This is a genomic window from Brasilonema octagenarum UFV-OR1 (assembly GCF_963888615.1).
Classification (GTDB): domain Bacteria; phylum Cyanobacteriota; class Cyanobacteriia; order Cyanobacteriales; family Nostocaceae; genus Brasilonema; species Brasilonema sennae.
Genome location: NZ_CAWPKW010000055.1, coordinates 40878 through 63161 on the forward strand (window position 1 = coordinate 40878; position 22284 = coordinate 63161).

Genomic DNA, 22284 nt, shown 5'->3' on the forward strand with positions numbered 1-22284 from the left:
AATTGCAGACGCTTTAATTCAACTTTCTTTGTCTGTCTGATAACAGTTTGTTGTTGGGGTTTGGCGAAATTCATTCACTATCTCACTTGTATTCCCCAGCACGCAGATTCTTAATCTGAACTCTGACTTTTGGAGGGAGTAAAGCTAATTGGACGAAGATACGATGAATCAAGCGTTACAAGTAATGAGACGACTTGTTCATACACCCGTAAAGGGTGTTTTTTATGGCATGGTAGATGGCTTTATTTATCCACAGAGTATCAGTAATATACAACAAAATTGTGACACCAAGGTTAGGGTTAACTGCTGTGTCATTCATTCTCTGCACCTCTGTGCAATTCTGGTTCTAAGAGCGTAGGTTTAGGCATGGTCGTATCCATCCTTCCGATGAACAGGTGTTAAATATTGCAATTTTATTGACCTCTTCAGTGTGAGAACAAATTGCAGTAGCTTTAGAGTTTACGACTTAAGGACTAGGAAGGTTTGCACATTCTTACTTATTCTTTCAAAGAAAGGGGCATGGACATTGTTTTGTTGGAACGGAACAATAGAAGGGAGTAAACCTTCGCTCCAAAAAATGGGCTGTTGGGAGATGGAAAAATAAAACTTAACTATCACTCTGGCGTTGCATAAACACTAGCTAGTAGCAGAGGAAAATTGTGAGCATTTGGTGGATGCATTGCCTGAAGTCCCAAATTAGCAGGATTAATCAAATCTGCATGAGTCAGTATAACATGACCAGTACTGTCCAAAATCGATTGATTAAAATGGAAGCCTATTATTAATTTTTCCTACTAGATTAGTTTCCTTTTGCTCTCATTCTTATTTCATATTTGTATCAGAAGATCTCTATGAAGAAACCTTGAATTTTCTCGATTTGCTGGAATAAAAACCAAAATCTGACGTCTTGTTAGTTTTTTGATTTTTGTTTTATTTTGATTCACTTTATGATAGATTCATTTAAAAATGAGAAAAATATGAATATTGACAAGTGAGAAAAAATATTAATATTTTTCCGGCACGACTGCCGCAGCACGTACCCTCGTTGGTTGTTGTATCTGGGCTGCTATTGGGACTTTGGATCAGTGGATGCAGTCCCACGCCTTCTGATGAGCAGTCGCAGGTAAATGCTACGCCAGAGACAACCAATGGGGTGAATCCGGCGAAAAAAGACAAAAAGGTAATTCTAACGACCTTCACAGTGATTGCGGATATGGCGCGAAACGTGGCGGGTGACAAGGCGGTTGTGGAATCAATTGTCAAGCCAGGTTCGGAAATTCACGGTTATGAACCGACACCGAGTGATTTAGTGAGGGCGAAATCAGCTGACCTGATTCTGGATAATGGTTTGGGTTTAGAACGTTGGGCAGAAAAATTTTACAACAGCATTCCGAAGGTTCCCCATATCACTCTGAGTAAGGGAATTAAACCTGTGGAAATTGCGGAGGATGCTTACAAGGGTAAGCCTAATCCTCATGCTTGGATGTCACCACAAAATGCTGTAATTTATGTAGAAAATATTCGTTCATCTCTGGTAAATTTAGACCCAGCGAACGCAGACACTTACAATGCTAATGCGAAAGCATACAGTCAGAAGATTAAGGCAATTGACCAAAATTTACGAAAAGAGGTGTCAATCGTTCCCCCAGATAAACGCTATATGGTTAGTTGTGAAGGGGCGTTTTCCTACATCACCCGCGACTATGGCTTGAAAGAAGTTTATCTGTGGGCGGTGAATTCGGAACAACAAGCGACCCCGAAGCAAGTGGAAAAGGTGATTAACACTATTAAGACAAATAAAATACCTGCTGTTTTTTGTGAAAGTACGGTAAGCGATAAAGCGCAAAAGGAGGTCGCTAATGCTACAGGTGCACAGTTTGGCGGAGTGTTCTACGTAGATTCTCTCTCTCCGTCAGATGGACCAGCATCGACTTATCTCAAGTTACTTGAATATAACGTGACTACACTGATTAAGGGGTTGCAGGGAAAGTAGTAATATCACAACCTGTTCAATATTTATTATTTAAGGCTGATGCGGGGACGTAAAGAAATCTGAATGATTAAGTAGTTAAGCGAATTTGATATTAGTGAATAACTAAGGGTGTAAGGGTATGAGAATGTAAGGGTGTAAGGGGTACAACAGCACATGGTGGCTTTCGGATGTATAAAAAGAAAATCTCTTCTTTTCGTTCTACACCGCTAGCTTGGTCAAAAAATCGGGATATTTAGGTGAACTACCAACAAGTAATTATGAATGAAATCAGTATTAATGTTGAAAATGTGACAGTCGCTTACCACGGTAAGGTAGCTTTGCATAGTGCTTCTTTGCAACTCAAAGCCGGTTCCATTTGTGGGTTGGTGGGGATGAATGGTAGCGGAAAATCAACCCTATTTAAAGCAATTATGGGATTTGTGAAGCCGACAACGGGAAGAGTGTTGATTAACGGCTTGCCAATCAGAATGGTACAAAAAAATAACCTGGTGGCGTATGTGCCTCAGTCTGAAGAGGTGGACTGGAATTTCCCGGTGAGTGTCTACGATGTGGTGATGATGGGACGCTACGGATATATGAATATACTGAGGATTCCCTCTGTAACAGATAAACGGATTGTGAGGGAGAGTTTGGAGAGGGTAGAGATGTGGGAAATGCGCGAACGCCAAATTGGAGAACTCTCTGGTGGACAAAAGAAACGTGCCTTTTTTGCCCGTGCTTTGGCACAACAGGGAACTGTCTTACTGTTAGATGAACCATTCACAGGGGTAGATATCAAAACAGAAAAAGCCATGATTGACTTGTTACTGGAATTACGAGACGCGGGTAACACAATTTTGGTTTCTACCCATGATTTGGCATCAATTACTACCTTCTGTGACCAAGTTGTCCTGATCAATCGCACTATTTTAGCCTACGGCAATACGAATGAAGTCTTCACACAGGAGAATCTCTCTCGCACTTTTGATGGTTCTCTGAGTGATTTAGGGTTTAGCAAAAGTCGGATTTATCGTGAAAATATGGAGGGTTTTTGATGCAATTACTACAATGGTTTACTGCGCCTTTGCAAAACGAATTCATGGTTAAGGCAATTCTCGTCAGTGCCTTAGTTGGTATGGTTTGTTCAGTGCTATCTTGTTACATGACCCTGAAAGGTTGGGCATTGATGGGAGACGCAGTTTCTCACGCGGTTATGCCTGGGGTGGTGATTGCCTATATTTTGAAAATACCCTTTGCTGTTGGTGCGTTTGTGTTTGGCGTGGGTTCGGTTATTGCTATTGGTTTTATCAAGGCAAAGACAAGAATTAAGGAAGATACGGTGATTGGACTGGTGTTTACGGGGTTCTTTGCCTTGGGGTTGGTGTTAGTTTCTAAAACACCAAGTAGCGTAGATTTGACACACATCCTGTTTGGCAATGTTCTGGGTATTTCTCAAGCAGATATTATTCAGACGGTGATTATTAGTGTTGTTACTTTGGTGGCGATCGCCATCCTACGCAAAGACCTACTATTATTTTGTTTTGACCCCACCCATGCGCGTTCTATTGGTTTAAATACAGGAGTACTCTATTATATTTTGCTATCGTTACTTTCCTTAACTGCCGTCGCCGGACTTCAGACAGTGGGAATTATTCTGATTGTTGCTATGTTAGTCACTCCAGGTGCAACGGCATATTTATTAACTGATAACTTCGACCACATGATGCTGATTGCGATGGCTTCTGGAGTATTTTCGAGTGTTATGGGAACCTACATTAGCTATCACATTGATGGTGCAACTGGGGGTTGCATTGTGGTGTTGCAAACTCTGTTGTTTGTCGTGGCGATGATATTTGCACCCAAGCATGGTTTGTTGGTTAGGGCAAAAAAACACAAAGGTGTTTCTATCGTGGGAACAGACAATAGGAAATAGGGAACTCTTAAGCTTTACTCTTAAGAAGGAAAAATTTTAATCTCAATTTATTCACTCATCAAGCAATTTATAATCAAGCTGATGCTCAAATTTAAATGTATCTCCATTGCCAAGAAAATCATTGGGTGTCTCTAGATATCCTCGATTGAAAAGTTTCGTTTCAAGCTGGAGAAAGCATTCTCACCGAAAATTCTCGCCAGTTCGATTTGGCAATCATTCAAAAACAATTTGCAGCGCAAGGACTTATAACTTTGAAAACTTGGACAGATTCTCAGCAGTGGTTTGGGTTAATTCTTTACCAAACTCAATAACTTTTCTAAAAATGTAAACTGATATCTTGCACCATTCATTCTCAATAACTGTAGGGTGGGCAGTGCCAATAACTTAAAATTCAGGGTTTGAGCCAAGGGTACGCACTGCCCACCCTACAAAAATCTGAAGAACCATTATCTCACAACCGTTGAGAGGATTGCTATCTCTAGAATTGGTAACTCAATCCAAACGGCTAGACGACTTGATGGTGAGATTCTCCAAAGAAGCTACAGGGAACATAATTCCTGACTTCTTTGTAGGAGGATTCAGCGTGTTGAATACCCTGTCCCAAAATCCTTGAATGCCATAGTTTCCCTTGAAACAAGTGTGGTGAAGATCGTGAAAATCTGATGGCACGAAAAAGATTGATAAAGAACTATGACCTTCTAGGTTGTAAGCATTGCCTATAATAGTCCAGGCACATAGCTGGGTGATATCATACCCAAATATAAAGATAGGCAAAAGGTCTGTAATACTAACAATAATATATTCTGTCAAACTCTTATGACCAGCAACAAAACTTGATGAGTCGGCAAACTCATGATGTTTAAGATGTATTTTCCGCAAGAATTTTCTGTGAAATAGCCAATGGGTGACGTAAAAACAGAAATCAGCTGCAATTATTCTCATCAAGAACCATCCAAGATTTAGGAGCAAGCTATTTCCTCTATTTACCTCTGGCGCTAGATAGACGATCATCAAAGCTGCTATTAAACTTCTGATTTCCCCAATAATGATGCCTTTTGCAGTAAAAGAAGGAAATGGTTGTTTTTTGACTTTCTTAACCCTGGCAGTCAGTTTCTCTCTTAAAGTATCATTCTTTTTAATGACTTTTTCGATGAAAAGACCAATGCTATAAAATGAGACAGAACCAACAACCCAGTATAATAGCACCTGAGTGAGAAATTTGAGTTCGACATTGTGCAATAGCCAATAAAAGATTTGCTGAATAATTGTGCAACTAATAGCTATTTTTAGATAAAATTCAATCTCAAAACATAAATTAAAAAAAATCATCCCTGTGTCCTTGTAGTAATTATTAAATCACATTCAATTTTTTCATTGTTCCAGATTTTTTTACAAGCATACATTCAAGCATATATTATTTTTATCCTCATCCATAAGATTCTAAGTGCATTTTCATTTTAATTGGTATTACAAACCATTACCAATTAGAATGAAAGGTGCCCAATAATAGGGATGACTCAGACGATTAGCGACTTTTGCTGGTAGATTCTGGCGTGTAGATTTAAGAATTCCTCTGTCTTGATCTTGAGTTATCCCTGAATAGTCGCCTGTAATCATTGCAACTTGCGCTTGACGTAAAGCCTCAGCCTTACTCATTTTCCCTTGGCTTAAGAAGGCGTAAAAAGCATCCATTAAAGCTTGTGTACCGCCATCACTCACAGACCATAAAGATGCGATCGCAGCTCTTGCTCCTGTACGCTGTACTTGATAGCCAAAACCTAAAATTTCTTCTCCCTTGCCTATTTGGTCACTGGCTGCTGTTTCACAAGCACTCAACACAACCAAATCTACATTTGGCAAAGATAACTTTTGAATTTCAGGTAGCTTAATTAAACTACCATCACCCATCAAAATAAAAGAATCTTGCGGCTGACCGTTGACAAATTTCGCGTGAGTCGCCATATGAATAATTGTATAAACACTTAAATAAGGAATCATTGCTTGGCGACTAAATTCGTTATCTAAAAGTGTCTTAGTTCCTGGCATCATAGTAGCAAGATTTTCAACCTCCGCTCCTGCATATTCTAGTGCTTTAAATGGTAATGAAGTAGACTCTAATTGTACGACATGACGCTGTGTTGTCGCCCCAGCCAAAACTTTTATTTGTGGTAAAGGTTGGGTATCAATTTCTGTTAAACTCAACGCAGTAATATTGTTAGTACGGAAGCGCTGCGCTAACCATTGTTTGCCGTCATATAAAGCAGCTAGAGGAATATAACGTAATGCTCCATCCGGTGCATAAATAATTGTTTTTGCATCGGCATTTGCTAAGTCTTTTTCTATCGGTTGAATTAATAATTCATACAGCTTTTGGGCGGGAACTATGGCGTTCGATTCGGGATTTTCTAAAGCTCTACGAAAATCTACAATGAGCCGATTGAGTTCTTCTTTTTTAATAGGAACACTACGATGGATTGGTGGTGTATTTGGAGTCGTTAGTACGAGTTCCAAACGATTGTCTAAAACCAACGGATACAGCAAGACGGCGTTTTGGTTAAGACGCTGCAAGTTGTCGCGCAAGCTGTTAAGATTATCCAGTGGTATAATCTGTTGTGCCGTTTTTGGGCTAAGCTGTCCTAACCAAGCATTCACTTCTGGGCTATCAATAAATTGGTTAAATTCGGTGAGAAGATTTGCCTCCAGTGCTACGATTTTTTCTTTGTCTTGCGGTTTTCTATTCGTTGGTGGAATTTTTTGCAGTTCGCCGAGTTGTCTGCTGATTTGAATTTGTTTATCGGCTATAACTTTCAACCCTTGATTAATGGACTGTTCTGGAGACAGCGACTCAACTCCTTTAGCTGTTCTTTCATTACCCCGAACATCATGCAGATAATCGTCTAATTCTTGGATTTTAAGTAAATCTAAAACTTGCTGTGCTTCTAGCACTCGATCTTGTTGCAGAAGTAAGTCAGCTAAACGTCGATAGATATCAGCAACGGTTGCTGTGTAAGATTGCTGTTCTTGTTGTGGAAGCGATCGCAATTGTGCGCGTATAGCTTCAGTCACATTCACAGATTGCTTGTAAAAAATAATTGCCAGTTGTGGTTTGTTTTGCTGCGCTAGTAAATCACCAATGTTTCCCAGGGTAATTCTTTGAGCAGTTCTATCACCAATTTCCCGACTCAATAATAATGCTTGCTGATATGACGCTAATGCTTGTGGATACTTACGCATACCTTTGTAAACGCTTCCCATACTATCAAGAGTACGCCCAACGACAGCACGCTCACCCACTTGTTGCAGAACACTCAACGCTCGATCAAGAGATTCTAGTGCTTGCGAATACTGTCCCAATTGTTGATAGACAAAACCGATATTGTTAAGAGTGGTGCCAATCTTTTGTTGATTATCAATATCTCGAAAATTTGCTAATGCTTGCTGATAGTAATTTAGAGCTTGAGAATATTTATTCATCTTGTTGTAGGCGAACCCAATATTATGAAGAGTTGTGCCTTCGCCTAACTTCTCGCCATTTTTTTTCCAAATTGCTAAAGCTTCCCGATAAAACTTGATGGCTTGAGGATATTGACCGAGTTCGCTGTAAACAAGTCCAATATTATTAAGGTTCTTCGCTTCTTCTACAGGGTCTTTAGCTTTTTTAACGTTAACTAAAGCTTGTTGAAAAAACTTGAGTGCTTGGGAATATTGTCCTGTTTCGTAATAAACTCCACCAAGACTATTGAGGGCAGAACCGACTCCTAGTTTATCTTCAATTTTTTCCATCAAGGAAAGGCTTTGCTGATAGTATCCCACTGCTTGAGAATACTGCCCCATAGATTGATAAACTAACCCAATATTATTGAATATAGTTCCAGTTGTTTCCTGTTCCTCTTGGTTAGGAATTTTGCCAGCTTCTACTTCTCGATTTATGGCCAACGCTTGCTGATAAAATTTTAGTGCTTGCGGATATTGACCTAGCTCTCTAGAAACTGCTCCTAGGCTATTAAATGTATTACTAATATTTGTTTTATCATCTATTTTTTGATAAAATTCAAGCGCTTTTTGATAGATTTCTAAGGCTTTGTGAAACTGAGCTTTATCATATTGGTCAGCTGCTTGGTTAGATAATCGATCTGCTTCTATTTTCAGATTTTTATATTTGTTTGCTTGTAAGAGTGTTTTAGAAGAATCACTCACAATTTGATAACGAGAACCTACAAGTGATTGTTGTCCTTCGTAAACTGAAGCCTTTAACAAACACAAAATAATTCCAATTGTACCAAAGCGAATTAAATGAGATAAGTGCATGAATCAAGTTTTGATATATTTGAAAAGAAAGAGTTGCTTATTAATCAAATAAGCAACTTCAACACTTAGTTATTAAATTTTTTATGGCAAAAGATTGAGATGCACCTGTAAAAATTTTCTCAAAATCGCATTCAGTCATTAAAATGTTGAATTATTAAGTTTTCCTTTACTTAGGACGTCTTATCCTTGAACGATTAGCCAATATACCACTAGCAGCAGTTAAGTTGATTTTAGAATTACCAGACTTATCTGTGCTACTAACAGTCAAAATTTTGCTTTGAGAAATAAGATAGGAGATGAGAGTAGCAACAGTCTCTTCACCCACGTCCTGATAGAGTTCTTGTGCTTGTTGGTAAGATTTTAAAGCTTCTCCTAACTGTTGATTAGCTTGTTCTAGTAGTTTTTTGGCTTCAGCTTTACGAATATCTTGATTCGGGTGTAATGTTTGGTCAGTCATTTGTCATACTCCTGTTGTTGGGTGATTTATAGAACAGATTTTACTTCACCTAAAGACATATATGTATACCAACAGAAATCACACCATTCCGGATGCTAAGTTAAGTCAACGTTGAAAAAGGTAAATAGAGTCTTTGGAATGACTTGCTTATCTTTTTCTTGGAAACGCCAAGAGTGCGAACAGAAAGCCGCCTCCCTTGTCTACACTCAGTTTGCCTTATATGCTGAGAACACACACTCGCGTTCCTAATTACATTTTACGCTTAATTAGATTGAGCTACTAATCAGTGTCTTGATTTCTAACTTACGCAGTAGGTTTGTTTGTTTTCAGTTGATTTATCTGCTCATTTAGTTCTTCTACTCTTTGCTTATTACCTAAAGTTTTGTAACTGTCTCGTGCTTTATTGAACCAATTTCTGCCTGTTTTTTGGTCATCTATTGCTATATACAAATTTCCCAAAGCTTCCGCAATCTGTCCTTGCTGTAAAACATCCTTATTAGCTACTGCTAATTTGTGTGCGTTTAAATAATTAGTCTCAGTTAGCACATTAACTCCTGTTTGCCAGTAGAGATAGCCAAGCTTTCGATAGACGGAAGTTTCTTTAATACCACTACTTATCAAGGCTTCTAGTGTCTCAATCGCCTCTGATTTTAAGTCAGCACCAATATAAAAAAAAGCACTTTGTAAACCTTTTACTTTGTCAGAAGCTTTTTGATTATTTAGTTGCATCATGCTTGCTTTCACAACTTGTGCTTCTTCTTTGGACAGAAGGCTAAAACCTCGTGCATTTGGTTTTTCATCTGTTGACAATTTACCGTTGTCTGCTTTAACATTCAGTAAATATTCCACACCTGTTTCTAGTCTTGGTTCTCCTGGATACACCACTTGATTAGTACTCACTTTTGTTTGCCAAAGAACCGAACCAGCTTTTTGTAAACTCACATCATAACTTTTGACACCTAAAACTTGATTCCAGCGTAGCTTCGGCTTGTCAGTCAGTAGCAAAGTTCGGCGGGGACTGATAATGTAGGGAATATCAGGGTTATTCGGACTGCGAGGATCACCACTTTGAGCGATTGTGCACTCAGACTGAGCAATGGGTGTTTGACTAACTTCAGTGCTAAATGCTGGTGGTAAAATTGGTTTTACTAGTATCAAAAGCAAGAAGCAAGCAGCAACAAAACAAACGAAATTTTTCGCTTTTGTACTCTTTACTATCCTGTTTTTTGGTAGTGCACTTAACTTCATTATTGAGTCCTTTGGTTTTTAGAAGTGGAAGATAACTGTAATCTTTCCTTCATTTTTTTTGCAGGTTCGTTAATTTGATAATTGTTATATTTCCTTAATTTTTTTTGCTGCTTCGTGAACCCACTGTTTTTCTTCTATCGTTTTTGATTGGCTAGATAAGCACTTTTTCCAAACTGAAAGTGCTTCTTGCCTATTATTTTGCTTTTCTAAAACTTTACCTAGGAGACAATACGCAGCAGCGCGATCGCCATTAATATTGATTGCCTTTTGAAGAGAGTTTTTCGCCTCTGGATAACGCCCAAGTTCTAAATATGCCCAACCTAAATTTTTCCACATAGCGTATTTCACTTGATTATCCTCAGCAATTGACAGTCCTTCTCGCAGTAGCGTCACTGCTGTTGTATATTGTTTATTGAAAATCTGTAAACGTGCTAAATTGTTGTAAGCTTTATCGTCACGCTTCTCCACAGCTTTTTGATACATAGTCCGAGCTTGAACTAAGTTATTTTTATCTTCATAAAGCAAGCCTAAATTGTAATCAGGTTCTGATAATTTTGGGTTCAATAATAGAGCTAACTTATAAGAAGTTTCGGCAAGATCAAAACTTTTATTACTGTATTCTGTATAACCAAAGTTATTGATTTTATATGCCAATCTGGGTGCCATTGTCCAGATTGTAATACCTCCACTTAGCAAAACTAAACATCCAGTCATGAAAATTTTACCCTGATATTTTTTATAAATTTTATCCTGTGTTTTTTTAGGTTTTTCAACTAGTTGTTTATCTGATTTTTGTTGAGAAGGAAATGTATTTGATAGTGAACGATTCAGTCCTGAAGTACTGACTACAAACCCTGTATCTGGTGGTAAGGTATCTGGTGGTAAGGTTTCTGATTCATCTTCAGATAGTGGAAACTCGTGTTGATTGCCTTGAAGATAATTTAAGATTTCCTGGCAATTTTGAGGTCGCTGTCCAGGAAAAGGAGCTATGAGGCGGTCGATTAAGTTTATTAGTTGTGGGGAAACACTCGTTGCTTGGTCACGCCAAATCAGTTGTCCTGTTTGCAAGTTTGTAAGAAAATCGAGAGGAGATTTTCCTGTGAGCAAACAGACAAAAGTTCGCCCCAAAGCAAAAAAATCTGACTGTGGGACGGCGTGACCTTCAGCTTGTTCTGGAGGTGTAAATCCAGGAGAAACAAGTACAGTTCCAGTTTGTTTGCCTAGTTCTTTTTCTAAATAAGAATTTGTGACTTCCCTAACACCACCAAAGTCAATCAGCACCAGTTGCCCGTCAGGTCTTAGCATGATATTAGGTAGTTTAATATCTCGGTGAAGGTATTGATGCTGATGCAGTACCTTAAGTATTTCTACTAATTTAATTAACCATTCGTGAGCTTGTTCTGTGGTGAGTGGTTGATTTCCTCTGGCTTGCAACCACTGTTGCAAATTTGAACCTGGTATTTTCTCCATCACCAGACAGTGCAACGGTTCAGCATTATTACCATCAGACCAAGTAAAATACGCATCTGAGTCTACACGCGGTATACCAGAGTGCCTTAAACGACCTAGTAATTCAGCTTCTCGTTGAAATAGCGTGATCGCCTTTTGTTTAATTGTTGGATTATGAAAGCGCTCTAAGCTCAAAACTTTTAAAACTTTAGAGGTACCGCCATCATCCACTTCAAACACTTTACCAAAACCACCGCCACCAATTTGAGAGACAACTCGGTAGCGTCCCTGAAGTAACATTCCTGGACGAATCATGGCGACTATCATCATAGCTCAGTCTTTGCTCCACAAAACTGAATTATCAATCCCCATACTCCAGTGCACAAAGCACCGAAACAAGGACTGCATAACGCCCTTATGCACGCCTGGGCGCAGTGGCTTGTCCATCTGCGGTTCAAAAATTTCAAATTGTTTTGACTTTTGAATTTTAGCGCAGGGAGGATCGACTGAGTTTACAGCTCATTAATTCAAAGAATAAACCATTTTCTTCTACAAGTTAAAATCGACTTATTACAGAAAACTAATCTTTAGCTATCAGTGGAAGGCGAACGGTGAAAATTGAGCCGACTCCAGGTTCGCTCGTGACAAAAATTTCACCACCCATCATCTGGCAAAAGTGACGGCTAATTGCTAACCCCAGTCCTGTTCCACCATATTTTTTTGTGGTAGAAGCATCTCCTTGCGTAAAGCGTTGAAACAGCTGCTGCTGTTGATGATCGGACATACCAATCCCTGTGTCTTCAACAGTAAATGTGATCATTGCAGGAGTGTGACTTCTTTGAACGTCTTGTATTTCTTTGTTGATGATGAATCTCACCCTACCGTTGGTGGTAAACTTGGCAGCGTTGCTCAGCAGATTGTACAGAACCTGTCGTAGCTTAGTTTGATCCGTGTACATGATGCCAAGTTCGCGATCAAAATTCACTTCTAAAAGATTGCCATTTTTCTCCACCAAAGGCTTGACTGTGAAAACTACGTTATTGATGAGCGCAGCGAGTTCAAATGTCTCTGGGTAGAAAGTCATTTTGTCCTCTTCAATTTTTGATAAGTCGAGGATATCGTTGATTAATATCAGTAAATGCCTACCCGCAGTGTTGATAGATTCAAGATCATCAATAAACTCTTCTGACATTGCAAAATCAACAGCATCATCGCGCAACAGTTGGCTTAAGCCAATAATGGCATTTAACGGTGTGCGTAACTCGTGACTCACATTTGCCAGAAACTGACCTTTTGTTTTGTTAGCAGCTTCTGCTAATTCTTTTGCTTGCTGCAATTGTTTGGTTCGCTCAGAAACCCCCTCAATCAAACGATTGAGAGATTTCGCCAGTGAGCCAATTTCATCTTCTGTACTGATAGGAGCTCGCAAATCAAAGTTAGATTTTTTCGCGACTTGTTCGGCGACTTGAGTGACAAGAATGACTGGTTCGGCGATCGCCCGAGAAGTACGCCATGCTACAATTGCTGCGATCGCCACTGACACCAGCATACTCATTACAGCAATTAATCTCTCGACTTTTTTTGCGATCGTCAGATCTGTTGTAAGTTTCTGCTCTTGTTGTTGAGCAATTTGCAAGTTGTTGGTTAACCGTTTACGTATCTCATCCAGCCGCATGGCTGTTTTACCGCTCATCATTTCCAGCAACTCGTTTCTGACTACAAAAATCTGCTGTTGTTCTGGCTGCTGGTCAAACCGCTGTAAGATTGAATCAATTTGGCTAACGTAAGATTCTAGGTTACGGGAGTAGTCATTTAATATAGCTCGTAGAGTATCTTCCGGTACTGCTAATTTTCCAGGCTTGCTATCTATAAATTTCGTAATTTGTTGCTCAACGTTTTTAGCATCTTTTACACTGCTTAACAATTCAGCTCTTTTGCTAGAAAGGCGTTGCGGATTTCGTATAACAGCAACCAAGTTAGAGCCATGCAATTGTGCATTTACTAAAGCATTCCTATAACTACTCAGCACTTGCGTTTGAAACTGAGCATGCTCTAATTGTTTAGTTTCTATCCCCAAATAGAAATTGGATATGACTAACCCAGTCAACGAGCCTAGAAAACCAATCCCAATTGCCAGAAAGTACCCATAGCCAATTTTCTGATGAATGCGCCAAGAACTGGCTTTGAGTTTCCTTCGAGAGGGATATTCTATAGTGGGGAGTTCGTCAGTAGAAGGCTCTTGGGCTGACACTTGTGTTATTTCCAAATTGCTGTCAACAGCGGTTGGCTCTTGAGTTTGCATCCCTCAAATCTCCTTACCCTCCCGCAAAAATCACCGTATTTTTTTCCAAGCTAGGATTTTGTTCAATTTTCTATTAACTCTTCTTACATTATCATCTTCTTTTTAACAGGTTCACTGCGTTTTTCACTAAAGAATGTACTTAAAAGTGTGAAATAAAGGCTAAGTTTTTTCGCCTAACTTATGAAGTTTTTATAAAGCTGATTTCTTTCAGCTTACACTGAGTTGTTGCCAATAAGGCGTCTACATCTTTTATCGCTTCTAAGTTAAATTTATTTGCTGCAAAAAAAAATCGCCATCATTTAGAGGATGTTTGAAAAGTGAGGGGGTGTTGTAAGAAAGCTCACAAGGCTTAAATAGAGATCCCATTTTTTTTGACCCAAACTTATGGTCAAAGTTAGGTTGTCAGATGGGAACAGGACTTACGCGCCCCGTATACTAGCTACTTAGGAATTGTTCGATAAAATAGCCCCCTAACGGGGGCTGGGCAAACAAAGAGGGCTAGAAGCTAAACTAATTTAGCCTCCAACTCCTGATTGTATTTATACAATCGCTGCCGACAGCAAATTGTTAGCTGCTTGCTGCAACAATTCTGCTTTATCGGTGCGCTCCCAAGGTAAGTCTAAATCGTTCCGTCCAAGATGACCGTAAGCCGCGACGTCCTGATAAAAACGTCCGCCTCGTTCTTTGGGCAGGTTACGTAAATTGAAGGCATGAATAATGCCTGCTGGGCGTAGTTCAAAATGCGTTTTGATCAATTCGAGCAAAATTTGATCATCAATTTTACCCGTGCCAAAGGTATCCAACATCACGCTGACTGGTCGCGCTACACCAATGGCGTAACTGAGCTGGACTTCACATTTATCTGCCAAGCCAGCGGCGACAATATTTTTCGCGACATACCGAGAAGCGTAAGCTGCTGAACGGTCTACCTTGGTGGGGTCTTTACCAGAAAAAGCTCCACCACCATGTCGCGAGTAACCGCCGTAGGTATCAACTATGATTTTACGTCCGGTTAGACCAGAATCTCCCTGAGGACCACCGACGACAAACTTGCCTGTGGGGTTAACCAAAAAGCGAGTTTGCTCATCTGGCTTAACATCAATGTCTCCGAATACAGGTTCGACCACTGCTGACCACAGATCTTCTTTAATCTTGGCTTGCACTGCGGCTTCATCTGTGATGTCACCAATGGTAGCCGTATGCTGGGTAGAAACCAGGATGGTATCAATTCCTACAGGGCGTCCGTCTTCATATGCAATAGTGACTTGCGTTTTACCATCAGGACGCAGGTATGGCAAATCACCTGTTTTACGGACTGCAGCCAGTCGGCGAGCAATGCGGTGAGCAAGGCTAATGGGTAAGGGCATCAGTTCTGGTGTTTCGTTACAAGCGAAGCCAAACATGAGACCTTGGTCACCTGCACCAACAGAGTCAAATAGTTCTTCACTATTCTTCTCACGGCTTTCTTGAGCAGTGTTTACACCTTGAGCAATATCAGGTGATTGTTCATCCAATGCGACAATCACTGAGCAGCTGTTGTTACAAAACCCATTTTCCGCGTTGGTATAACCTATCTCAGCAATTTTTTTGCGAGCTAGATTCACATAATTCACATTGGCTTTAGTCGTAATTTCGCCAGTGATAAGTACCAACCCAGTGTTAACGACAACTTCAGCCGCAACACGACTACTGGGGTCTTGTGAGAGTAAGGTATCTAGAATGGTATCAGAAATCTGATCGCAGATTTTATCTGGATGCCCCTCAGTCACTGACTCAGAGGTAAATAGATAACGATGAGACAAGTGTAGTTCCTCCATAGAACATTTTTCTGATTGACTAAACGCAAGCGTTTAGTTCAGCCACTTTAATCTGCAATCATAACAACATTTTTACAATCAAAGTTCGTAAGTTATGTTACTTTCTTAAAAATATAACTTAAGACTGATTATTTTAAAGATAAATAAAAGTTACTCTACTTAGTTATCATTCTTTCCTGAAGAACAAACAGGGAACGGAATAATACTAAGCAAACCATAAAAAAATCGGGGGACGCCCGTGAGCACCCCCAACACCACAAGACACAAAAACATCTACTTAAACTAAACCTTAGCAGCTAGTTTTGCTTGTTTAGATGTTAACCGCTCGTAAGCAGCACGCATTTTTAAACCTGTCAGCACTTGGAATAAACCAGTACCATTGTTGGAACCTGGGTATTCGCGGTGTTGCAGTAACAAGTGAGTCATCTCACCTTTGTAGTTTGTAGATGTGTTGCTCAAATGGGTTTCAATGTAAATGACTTCTTCTAGGTTGTCAAATTGACCATCTACCTCTAACACAGAGACATAACGACCGTAGTAGACATCCGAGCCATAGTACAGTTGCATACCAGGGTAAGAACAGGTCAGTTTACGTCCGCAGGGAGTCCACTGAATTGATGATCCTTCATCAAAGAGGTAGACTGGGGCAAAGCCTTCTTTCCCTTCCTGCTGGAGCATACGTACCCGCAGAACTTTGCGCTCTTTATCGTCTTTGATTAAGTTTGTGGGCAATACCTGGAGAACCACATCAGCAAATTCTCTTTGCGGTTCAATGTACTTTGTAAAATCAGGTTTACGGGAATTGATTTGAGCTAAGACATCTTCATAGCGGTGACCGCGTTCTGCCATGTCTCGCTGGATTTTCCAGGCAATTTTGACTTCATCGCTGATGTCGAAATAGACACTGAAGTCAATGAGTTCGCGTACCCGCTCATCATATAAGGGATGTAACCCTTCAACAACGATAATGTGATTTGGCTCTATTCTTTCTGGTGGATCGATCGCCCCGGTCTCGTGGTTGTAAATCGGCTTATCAATTGCTTGACCTTCTTTGAGCGCTTTGATTTGCTCATACATCAGGTCAAAATTGTTTGCTCTTGGGTCAAGTGCAGTTATTCCGGTTTCTTTACGCTGCTTACGGTCTAATAAGTGATAGTCATCTAAGCAGATGACTGTCATTAAGTCTTCACCGAATAAATCTATCAGGCGACGCAAAAAAGTAGACTTACCGCATCCGGAGTCTCCGGCTACCCCAATCAATACTATGCGTTCCGGCTTAGTCATAAATCTCCTCTTGATACTAAAGATGAGTCAATCAATTATTTTTCTGACAGTTTTTTCTAGCCAGGAGTTTACCCCAATGGTTTATCCTGCGTTTTCGCCCCCAGCCGTGCCATAACAGAGTAGACGGGTATACAAGACTGTGCCAGTAGATACCTATCTGAGTAGTCTGAATTTGTTGCTGGTAAGTATTTAATCCTAGTGTTATATTGGATTGTAACAGAAGGAAGTACTGCATACAAGGCTTGCTAGTATTTCCTTTCAAGAAGTTATCTCCCTCTATGGGAGGTGGTGCTTCCAAAAAAAAGATTAAATTGATTCATGATTAACATTCTCCAAAAGATTTATCCTTTACCTTAGAAGGTGAACAGGTGTGTGTGTTTGCCATTCGGTGCGTGTCTTTGGTGAGTGTGCCTGACAAGGCATTGGCTAATGATCCCGGCCTTCCGAAAAGCGCCAGTTTTGTCCACCGAAAATCATGTAAACTAAAGCTGGCGCTTTGTGCTGGGAAAGATTTTTAATTAAAGGTTAAGTAGACATCGGAGTGGTAGAAGGAATGTATATTAAAGGTGCTGTTGAAGGTGCTGCCAACACAGAATCAGGTAGCCGTGTTTATTTATATGAAGTGGTGGGTTTGCGTCAGAGCGAAGAAACTGATCAAACAAACTACCCGATTCGTAATAGTGGCAGTGTATTCATCAGAGTGCCTTACAACCGCATGAATCAGGAGACACGGCGGATCATTCGCCTAGGTGGGAAAATTGTTAGCATCCAGCCTTTGAATGCTTTAGAGCATCTCAATGGAAATACCTCTACAGCAAATGCTAACACTGAAACCGAGACTGCAAGCAGTCAAGCAAATGGTAAAGCCACACCTGTCGCTGAGCAACAGCCCAAAAAAAAGGACAAACAAGGCAACACCATGACTCAAGCAAAACCCAAAAAAGAATCACATGCTGACGTTCCTGTCAACATTTACCGTCCAAACGCTCCATTTATTGGTAAGTGCATATCCAATGATGCGTTAGTAGCAGAAGGCGGAATTGGTATTGTTCAGCACCTTAAATTTGACATTTCTGCTGGTGATCTGCGCTATATAGAAGGTCAAAGTATCGGTATTATCCCACCTGGAGTGGATAAAAACGGCAAGCCAGAAAAAATCAGACTATACTCGATCGCCTCAACCCGTCATGGCGATGATGTAGATGACAAAACAGTCTCCCTGTGCGTCCGCCAGTTGGAGTATAAGCACCCAGAAAGCGGCGAAACAGTTTACGGTGTCTGTTCTACACACCTGTGTTTCCTCAAACCAGGAGACGATGTAAAAATCACAGGTCCTGTGGGTAAAGAAATGTTGTTACCCAAAGACCCAGAAGCCAAAGTTATTATGATGGGAACAGGAACAGGTATCGCCCCAATGCGTGCCTACCTGTGGCGCATGTTCAAGGACAACGAAAGAGCTGCTAACCCAGAATACGAGTTCAAGGGATCTGCGTGGTTGATATTTGGTGTACCTACAACTCCTAACATCCTCTACAAGGAAGAACTGGAAGAATTACAACAAAAGTATCCTGATAATTTCCGCCTCACTTATGCCATCAGCCGGGAACAGAAAAACCCCGAAGGTGGCAGAATGTATATCCAAGACCGTGTCGCAGAACATGCAGATGAACTTTGGAATTTGATCAAAGATGAGAAAACCCACACATACATTTGTGGTTTGCGCGGTATGGAAGATGGTATTGATGCGGCACTGAGTGCTGCTGCACAAAAAGATGGTGTGACTTGGAGTAGTTACCAAAAAGACCTCAAAAAAGCTGGTCGTTGGCACGTAGAAACATACTAAGTTAGTCCTTAGTCATTCGTCATTCGTCATTAGGCTTTTGACAAAAAGCTATAAACTAAGTAACAAAACTAATTGTAGGGTGGGCATTGCTCACCCTACAATTGTTATTTATTTGACAAAATAATCTAAAATCTAAGATTGGTGTAAGACTTGTGGGTGTAAAGCTAGGAATATTGGGATTAGGCACTGTAGGGACGGGTACGGTGCAATTGTTACAAAATAGCGGTTTTCGTCACCCGTTGTTGCAGCTCGTAGAAATTTCTCGTGTGGGAGTGCGATCGCTCGACAAACCCCGCGCAGTCACACTACCACAAACGGTATTAACAACAGATTTGGAAGCCATTGTCACCCTACCAGAGGTAGATATTGTTGTCGAGGTTATGGGGGGACTTGAACCAGCGCGATCGCTAATCCTCAAAGCTATTCAAAATGGCAAGCACGTGGTGACTGCTAACAAAGCCGTAATTTCCCGTTTTGGTGATGAAATCTTCACGGCTGCGAATCAAGCTGGGGTCTACGTTATGCTGGAAGCCGCCGTCGGTGGTGGTATTCCAGTCATTCAACCTTTAAAGCAATCTTTAAGTGTCAACCAGATTCACACCATCACTGGCATTATTAATGGTACGACTAACTACATCCTCTCGCGGATGCAAACCGAAGGCAGCAACTTCAGTGATGTCTTAGCTGATGCCCAGCAATTAGGTTATGCTGAAGCTGACCCAACTGCTGATGTTGATGGCTTAGACGCCGCAGATAAAATCGCCATCCTCGCATCATTAGCCTTTGGTGGACGCATCAGGCTGGAAGAAGTCTACTGTGAGGGAATTCGGCAAGTCAGCAAAACAGATATTGCCTATGCCGAGAAATTAGGATTTGTGATCAAATTGCTTGCGATTGGCAAACGAATTTCCTCTTCTGGTGCCATCTCAATCACAGTCCAGCCGACTTTAGTCCCGAAAGCACACCCCCTAGCCAGCATCAACGGCGTGAATAACGCCATTCTTGTTGAAGGTGAACCCATTGGACAGGTGATGTTTTTTGGTCCTGGTGCCGGTGCAGGACCAACTGCGAGTGCTGTGTCATCGGATATTTTGAACCTAGTAGCAGCACTCCAAACAGGTACATCAGTACCAAATCCGCTACTGACCTGCGGACATCAAGACTACTGCCAAATTGTGCCAATGGCAGAACTGATCACCCGATTTTATACTCGTTTTCTCACCAAAGACCAACCGGGAGTGATTGGCAAATTGGGAACTTGCTTTGGCAATCACGCAGTGAGTTTGGAGTCAATCGTCCAAACAGGTTTTCAGGGAGAACTTGCAGAAATTGTTGTTGTGACTCACGATGTTCGAGAAGGTGATTTTCGGCAAGCATTAACAGAAATTCGTACTTTTGCAGAACTAGAAAGTATTCCTAGCTTGCTGCGAGTACTCTAAGATGATGGTTATAAGAGTTTTAACGAATCTGTAACCTGAAAACTGTAACCTATTACTTAATAACCTTAATCATGCACCTTGTCGTTTAGTCCTTAAAAGATGACAAATATGCGCCCTCCAGATCCGGAGTCATCTCCAAACAATACCCTTGGTTTTGATGAATTTATCGGTATTCTTGTTGCTTTTGTGACTATCGGGATTATTTTATTTTGGACATTCTCCCGTAAGAATTCTAACTGGAATTTCACTGGGTTGATATCTCCCTCGCGGACTTCCTCTGGTTCTCCAATCATTCCAGCAATCCCTGAACAACCAGCAATTCCATTTATTCTTCCTGGTGCCAAACCAACAGTAACTCCATCCCCAACTGAGAAACACACCTTCTTAGACGATCTGTTCCCTCAAACTTTAAATGTACCTCCAGAGCAAGCCTGGTCACAATCACAAGAGCCATCATCCTTTCCTCGTACCACGACTACAGAACAATCTCGCGTCACTGCGAGTGAAAAATTACCAACAATTCCCCCACCAATTGCTTTTACAGATGTACCTGGTGATTTTTGGGGACGGCGTTTCATTGATATTCTATCTTCTCGTGGAATGATCAAAGGCTTTCCTGATTACTCTTTTAGACCTAACCAGCCTGTAAACCGTGCTGAATTTGCTGCTATTTTGCAACAAGCGTTTAAAAAAGCAGATGCTGGGAATTCAATAAGTTTCAAAGATATACCACCAAAATTCTGGGCAATTCCAGCAATTAACCGGTCCATTGCAACTGGATTTTTAAAAGGATATCCAGACGAAAGTTTCAAACCAGACCAAAAAATTCCACGAGTACAAGTTTTAGTTGCTCTTGTCAGTGGGTTGGATCTCAAAGTACCTTCTTCCCCTGAAAAAGTTTTAAGTATCTATAAAGATGCCAAAGATATTCCTAAATACGCCATTGATAAGATAGCAGCAGCTACAGAAAATCGTCTTGTAGTAAACAACCCTGATCCAGAAGTTTTGGCTCCCAATCAAGAAGCAACCCGTGCTGAGGTTGCTGCTATGGTTCATCAAGCTTTGGTGCAAACAGGAAGATTGCAACCCATAGAATCTCAAAGCATTGTGAAAACACCTTGAGAGGGTTTGCAGTCCAAGTGCTCAACCAAAATTAACGCATTTGAGCGGAATTCCCCATCCCTGAGTGCGGTGGGCGAGGTTGCGCGGTCAATCAAGGGGGTTCAATGCCCCTTTGATTGACAGTCTACGAACAAGTTCTCTCAACACTTCTGTTTGGTTGCGTTCCGTTAGTTCGCAGTACTTTTGTAAATGCTCTTTTTCTCTCTGTGATAAGCGCAAACTAATTTGAGTCATGGTAGCAAATCTGATGTCTATGTGCTACCATTGTAGTGGTTGATGACCCACCTGATTGTGTCGGAACAGATAACCTAAGTAGCGGTAAGAACGGCAGGTGCTAACTCCTGCGGAGACGCTGTGGGTTCGCGTAGCGTGCGCCTTGCGCTTACAAGTCGGGAAACCCGGACGCCAGATACTTACGGAGGGAGACCCTCCTGCACTACTGGCTCCCCAACGCACTGCCTCCGCTTGGTACAGAAAGATCAAAGGTCAGGGAAAGAGCATAACCGCTGGTTCGTAGATTACGCTCTACGGTAAAAAATAAGCCATGTTGTGCTGTACCAAAAATTATATCCTTGCGGGAGGCGAGGATCTGCCTGTTGAGGGAGAGTAAGACGGAATCAAGCAGGGGTTTGAGGAGGCATCACCCGATGAAGCGGGAAGCCCAAAAGACGAATAAGACCGTCCTTGTACTAGTTGGATTTGGGGGGAAGCCCCATCTTCAGAAGGCACGTTTTGGGGGGAATCTTCCCCCCAAAAGCTGCCACCCAAAGGCAATATCGGGTACTTCACGCAACTACTCATAAACCAAAAGCCTGCTTACGCAGGCTTTGCTTTGTCAATTTCAGACTTTGATCTCAAGACGCTGATAATGCCCGACAATACTCTATTGATTTGCTATTACCCTGGGCGAAGCACTATGCCTATGGTACACCTATATCCTGTGCCATAGGCACGGCTGCGCCATTCCCTAAAGCAGCAGCCGTGCGCTTTGCGCTTACAGGCACTGTCAGGAAACACTCATGCAGAACTGGATTTACCCAGTCATGAGGCATTGTAATTTGACGTTCACCAAGTGTTTCAGGCAGACAATTCAAAACCAACGATATGCAG

At 41.1% G+C, this 22284-nt stretch carries 17 protein-coding genes and 1 pseudogene; 8 read left to right on the forward strand and 10 right to left on the reverse strand.

Features of this window, described 5'->3' with window-relative positions; all coding sequences use genetic code 11:
- Window positions 1-614 precede the first annotated feature (614 nt).
- Window positions 615-752, reverse strand: a complete 138-nt coding sequence (locus AC5590_RS04180; RefSeq protein WP_370460535.1) for a hypothetical protein — start codon at window positions 750-752, stop codon at window positions 615-617.
- A gap of 239 nt (window positions 753-991) precedes the next feature.
- Between AC5590_RS04180 and AC5590_RS04185 the strand changes: the two genes are divergently transcribed.
- The 4 genes and pseudogenes from AC5590_RS04185 to AC5590_RS04200 all read left to right on the forward strand — a co-directional run.
- Complete coding sequence (locus tag AC5590_RS04185) at window positions 992-1993, forward strand: metal ABC transporter substrate-binding protein (RefSeq protein ID WP_171975996.1); 1002 nt, start codon at window positions 992-994, stop codon at window positions 1991-1993.
- Between the two features lie 257 nt (window positions 1994-2250).
- A complete protein-coding gene (locus AC5590_RS04190) occupies window positions 2251-3027 on the forward strand; it encodes a metal ABC transporter ATP-binding protein (protein ID WP_211178253.1) in 777 nt (258 codons plus the stop codon).
- On the forward strand, window positions 3027-3905 hold the full coding sequence (locus AC5590_RS04195) for a metal ABC transporter permease (RefSeq protein ID WP_169263146.1): 879 nt from the start codon (window positions 3027-3029) through the stop codon (window positions 3903-3905). Before AC5590_RS04190 ends, AC5590_RS04195 begins: the two co-directional genes overlap by 1 nt.
- A gap of 164 nt (window positions 3906-4069) precedes the next feature.
- Window positions 4070-4216 (forward strand): annotated as a pseudogene (locus tag AC5590_RS04200) (L-histidine N(alpha)-methyltransferase); the annotation flags it as partial.
- 181 nt (window positions 4217-4397) lie between these two features.
- Here the strand turns inward: AC5590_RS04200 and AC5590_RS04205 are convergent.
- From AC5590_RS04205 to AC5590_RS04240, 8 genes are all read right to left on the reverse strand, one after another.
- On the reverse strand, window positions 4398-5234 hold the full coding sequence (locus AC5590_RS04205) for a sterol desaturase family protein (RefSeq protein ID WP_169263147.1): 837 nt from the start codon (window positions 5232-5234) through the stop codon (window positions 4398-4400).
- A gap of 138 nt (window positions 5235-5372) precedes the next feature.
- A complete protein-coding gene (locus AC5590_RS04210) occupies window positions 5373-8213 on the reverse strand; it encodes a CHAT domain-containing protein (protein ID WP_169263148.1) in 2841 nt (946 codons plus the stop codon).
- Between the two features lie 166 nt (window positions 8214-8379).
- Entirely contained in the window at window positions 8380-8670 is a 291-nt protein-coding gene (locus tag AC5590_RS04215) for a hypothetical protein (protein ID WP_169263149.1), read from the reverse strand.
- A 303-nt stretch (window positions 8671-8973) separates the two neighbouring features.
- Window positions 8974-9918 (reverse strand): hypothetical protein, encoded by a 945-nt coding sequence (locus AC5590_RS04220; RefSeq protein WP_169263150.1) that lies wholly within the window; start codon window positions 9916-9918, stop codon window positions 8974-8976.
- Window positions 9919-10002: 84 nt separating this feature from the next.
- Window positions 10003-11697 (reverse strand): serine/threonine-protein kinase, encoded by a 1695-nt coding sequence (locus AC5590_RS04225; protein WP_169263151.1) that lies wholly within the window; start codon window positions 11695-11697, stop codon window positions 10003-10005.
- Window positions 11698-11947: 250 nt separating this feature from the next.
- A complete protein-coding gene (locus AC5590_RS04230; RefSeq protein WP_169263152.1) occupies window positions 11948-13669 on the reverse strand; it encodes a sensor histidine kinase in 1722 nt (573 codons plus the stop codon).
- Between the two features lie 539 nt (window positions 13670-14208).
- Complete coding sequence (gene metK, locus AC5590_RS04235; RefSeq protein WP_169263204.1) at window positions 14209-15471, reverse strand: methionine adenosyltransferase; 1263 nt, start codon at window positions 15469-15471, stop codon at window positions 14209-14211.
- Window positions 15472-15768: 297 nt separating this feature from the next.
- Window positions 15769-16770 carry a phosphoribulokinase gene (locus AC5590_RS04240; RefSeq protein ID WP_169263153.1) on the reverse strand — a complete coding sequence of 334 codons (1002 nt, stop codon included), beginning with the start codon at window positions 16768-16770 and terminating at the stop codon, window positions 15769-15771.
- Between the two features lie 553 nt (window positions 16771-17323).
- Between AC5590_RS04240 and cpcD/petH the strand changes: the two genes are divergently transcribed.
- From cpcD/petH to AC5590_RS04260, 4 genes are all read left to right on the forward strand, one after another.
- A complete protein-coding gene (gene cpcD/petH, locus AC5590_RS04245; RefSeq protein WP_169263154.1) occupies window positions 17324-18613 on the forward strand; it encodes a bifunctional rod-capping linker CpcD/ferredoxin--NADP reductase PetH in 1290 nt (429 codons plus the stop codon).
- Between the two features lie 152 nt (window positions 18614-18765).
- Window positions 18766-20052 carry a homoserine dehydrogenase gene (locus AC5590_RS04250; protein WP_169263155.1) on the forward strand — a complete coding sequence of 429 codons (1287 nt, stop codon included), beginning with the start codon at window positions 18766-18768 and terminating at the stop codon, window positions 20050-20052.
- A 99-nt stretch (window positions 20053-20151) separates the two neighbouring features.
- The gene (locus AC5590_RS04255) at window positions 20152-21174 is read left to right on the forward strand and encodes an S-layer homology domain-containing protein (RefSeq protein WP_169263156.1); all 1023 of its coding nucleotides are present in this window, start codon (window positions 20152-20154) and stop codon (window positions 21172-21174) included.
- A 331-nt stretch (window positions 21175-21505) separates the two neighbouring features.
- Window positions 21506-21691 (forward strand): hypothetical protein, encoded by a 186-nt coding sequence (locus AC5590_RS04260; RefSeq protein ID WP_169263157.1) that lies wholly within the window; start codon window positions 21506-21508, stop codon window positions 21689-21691.
- A 403-nt stretch (window positions 21692-22094) separates the two neighbouring features.
- Here AC5590_RS04260 and AC5590_RS04265 read toward each other — a convergent pair whose 3' ends face one another.
- A complete protein-coding gene (locus tag AC5590_RS04265; RefSeq protein ID WP_216669986.1) occupies window positions 22095-22268 on the reverse strand; it encodes a hypothetical protein in 174 nt (57 codons plus the stop codon).
- Between the last annotated feature and the right edge of the window lie 16 nt (window positions 22269-22284).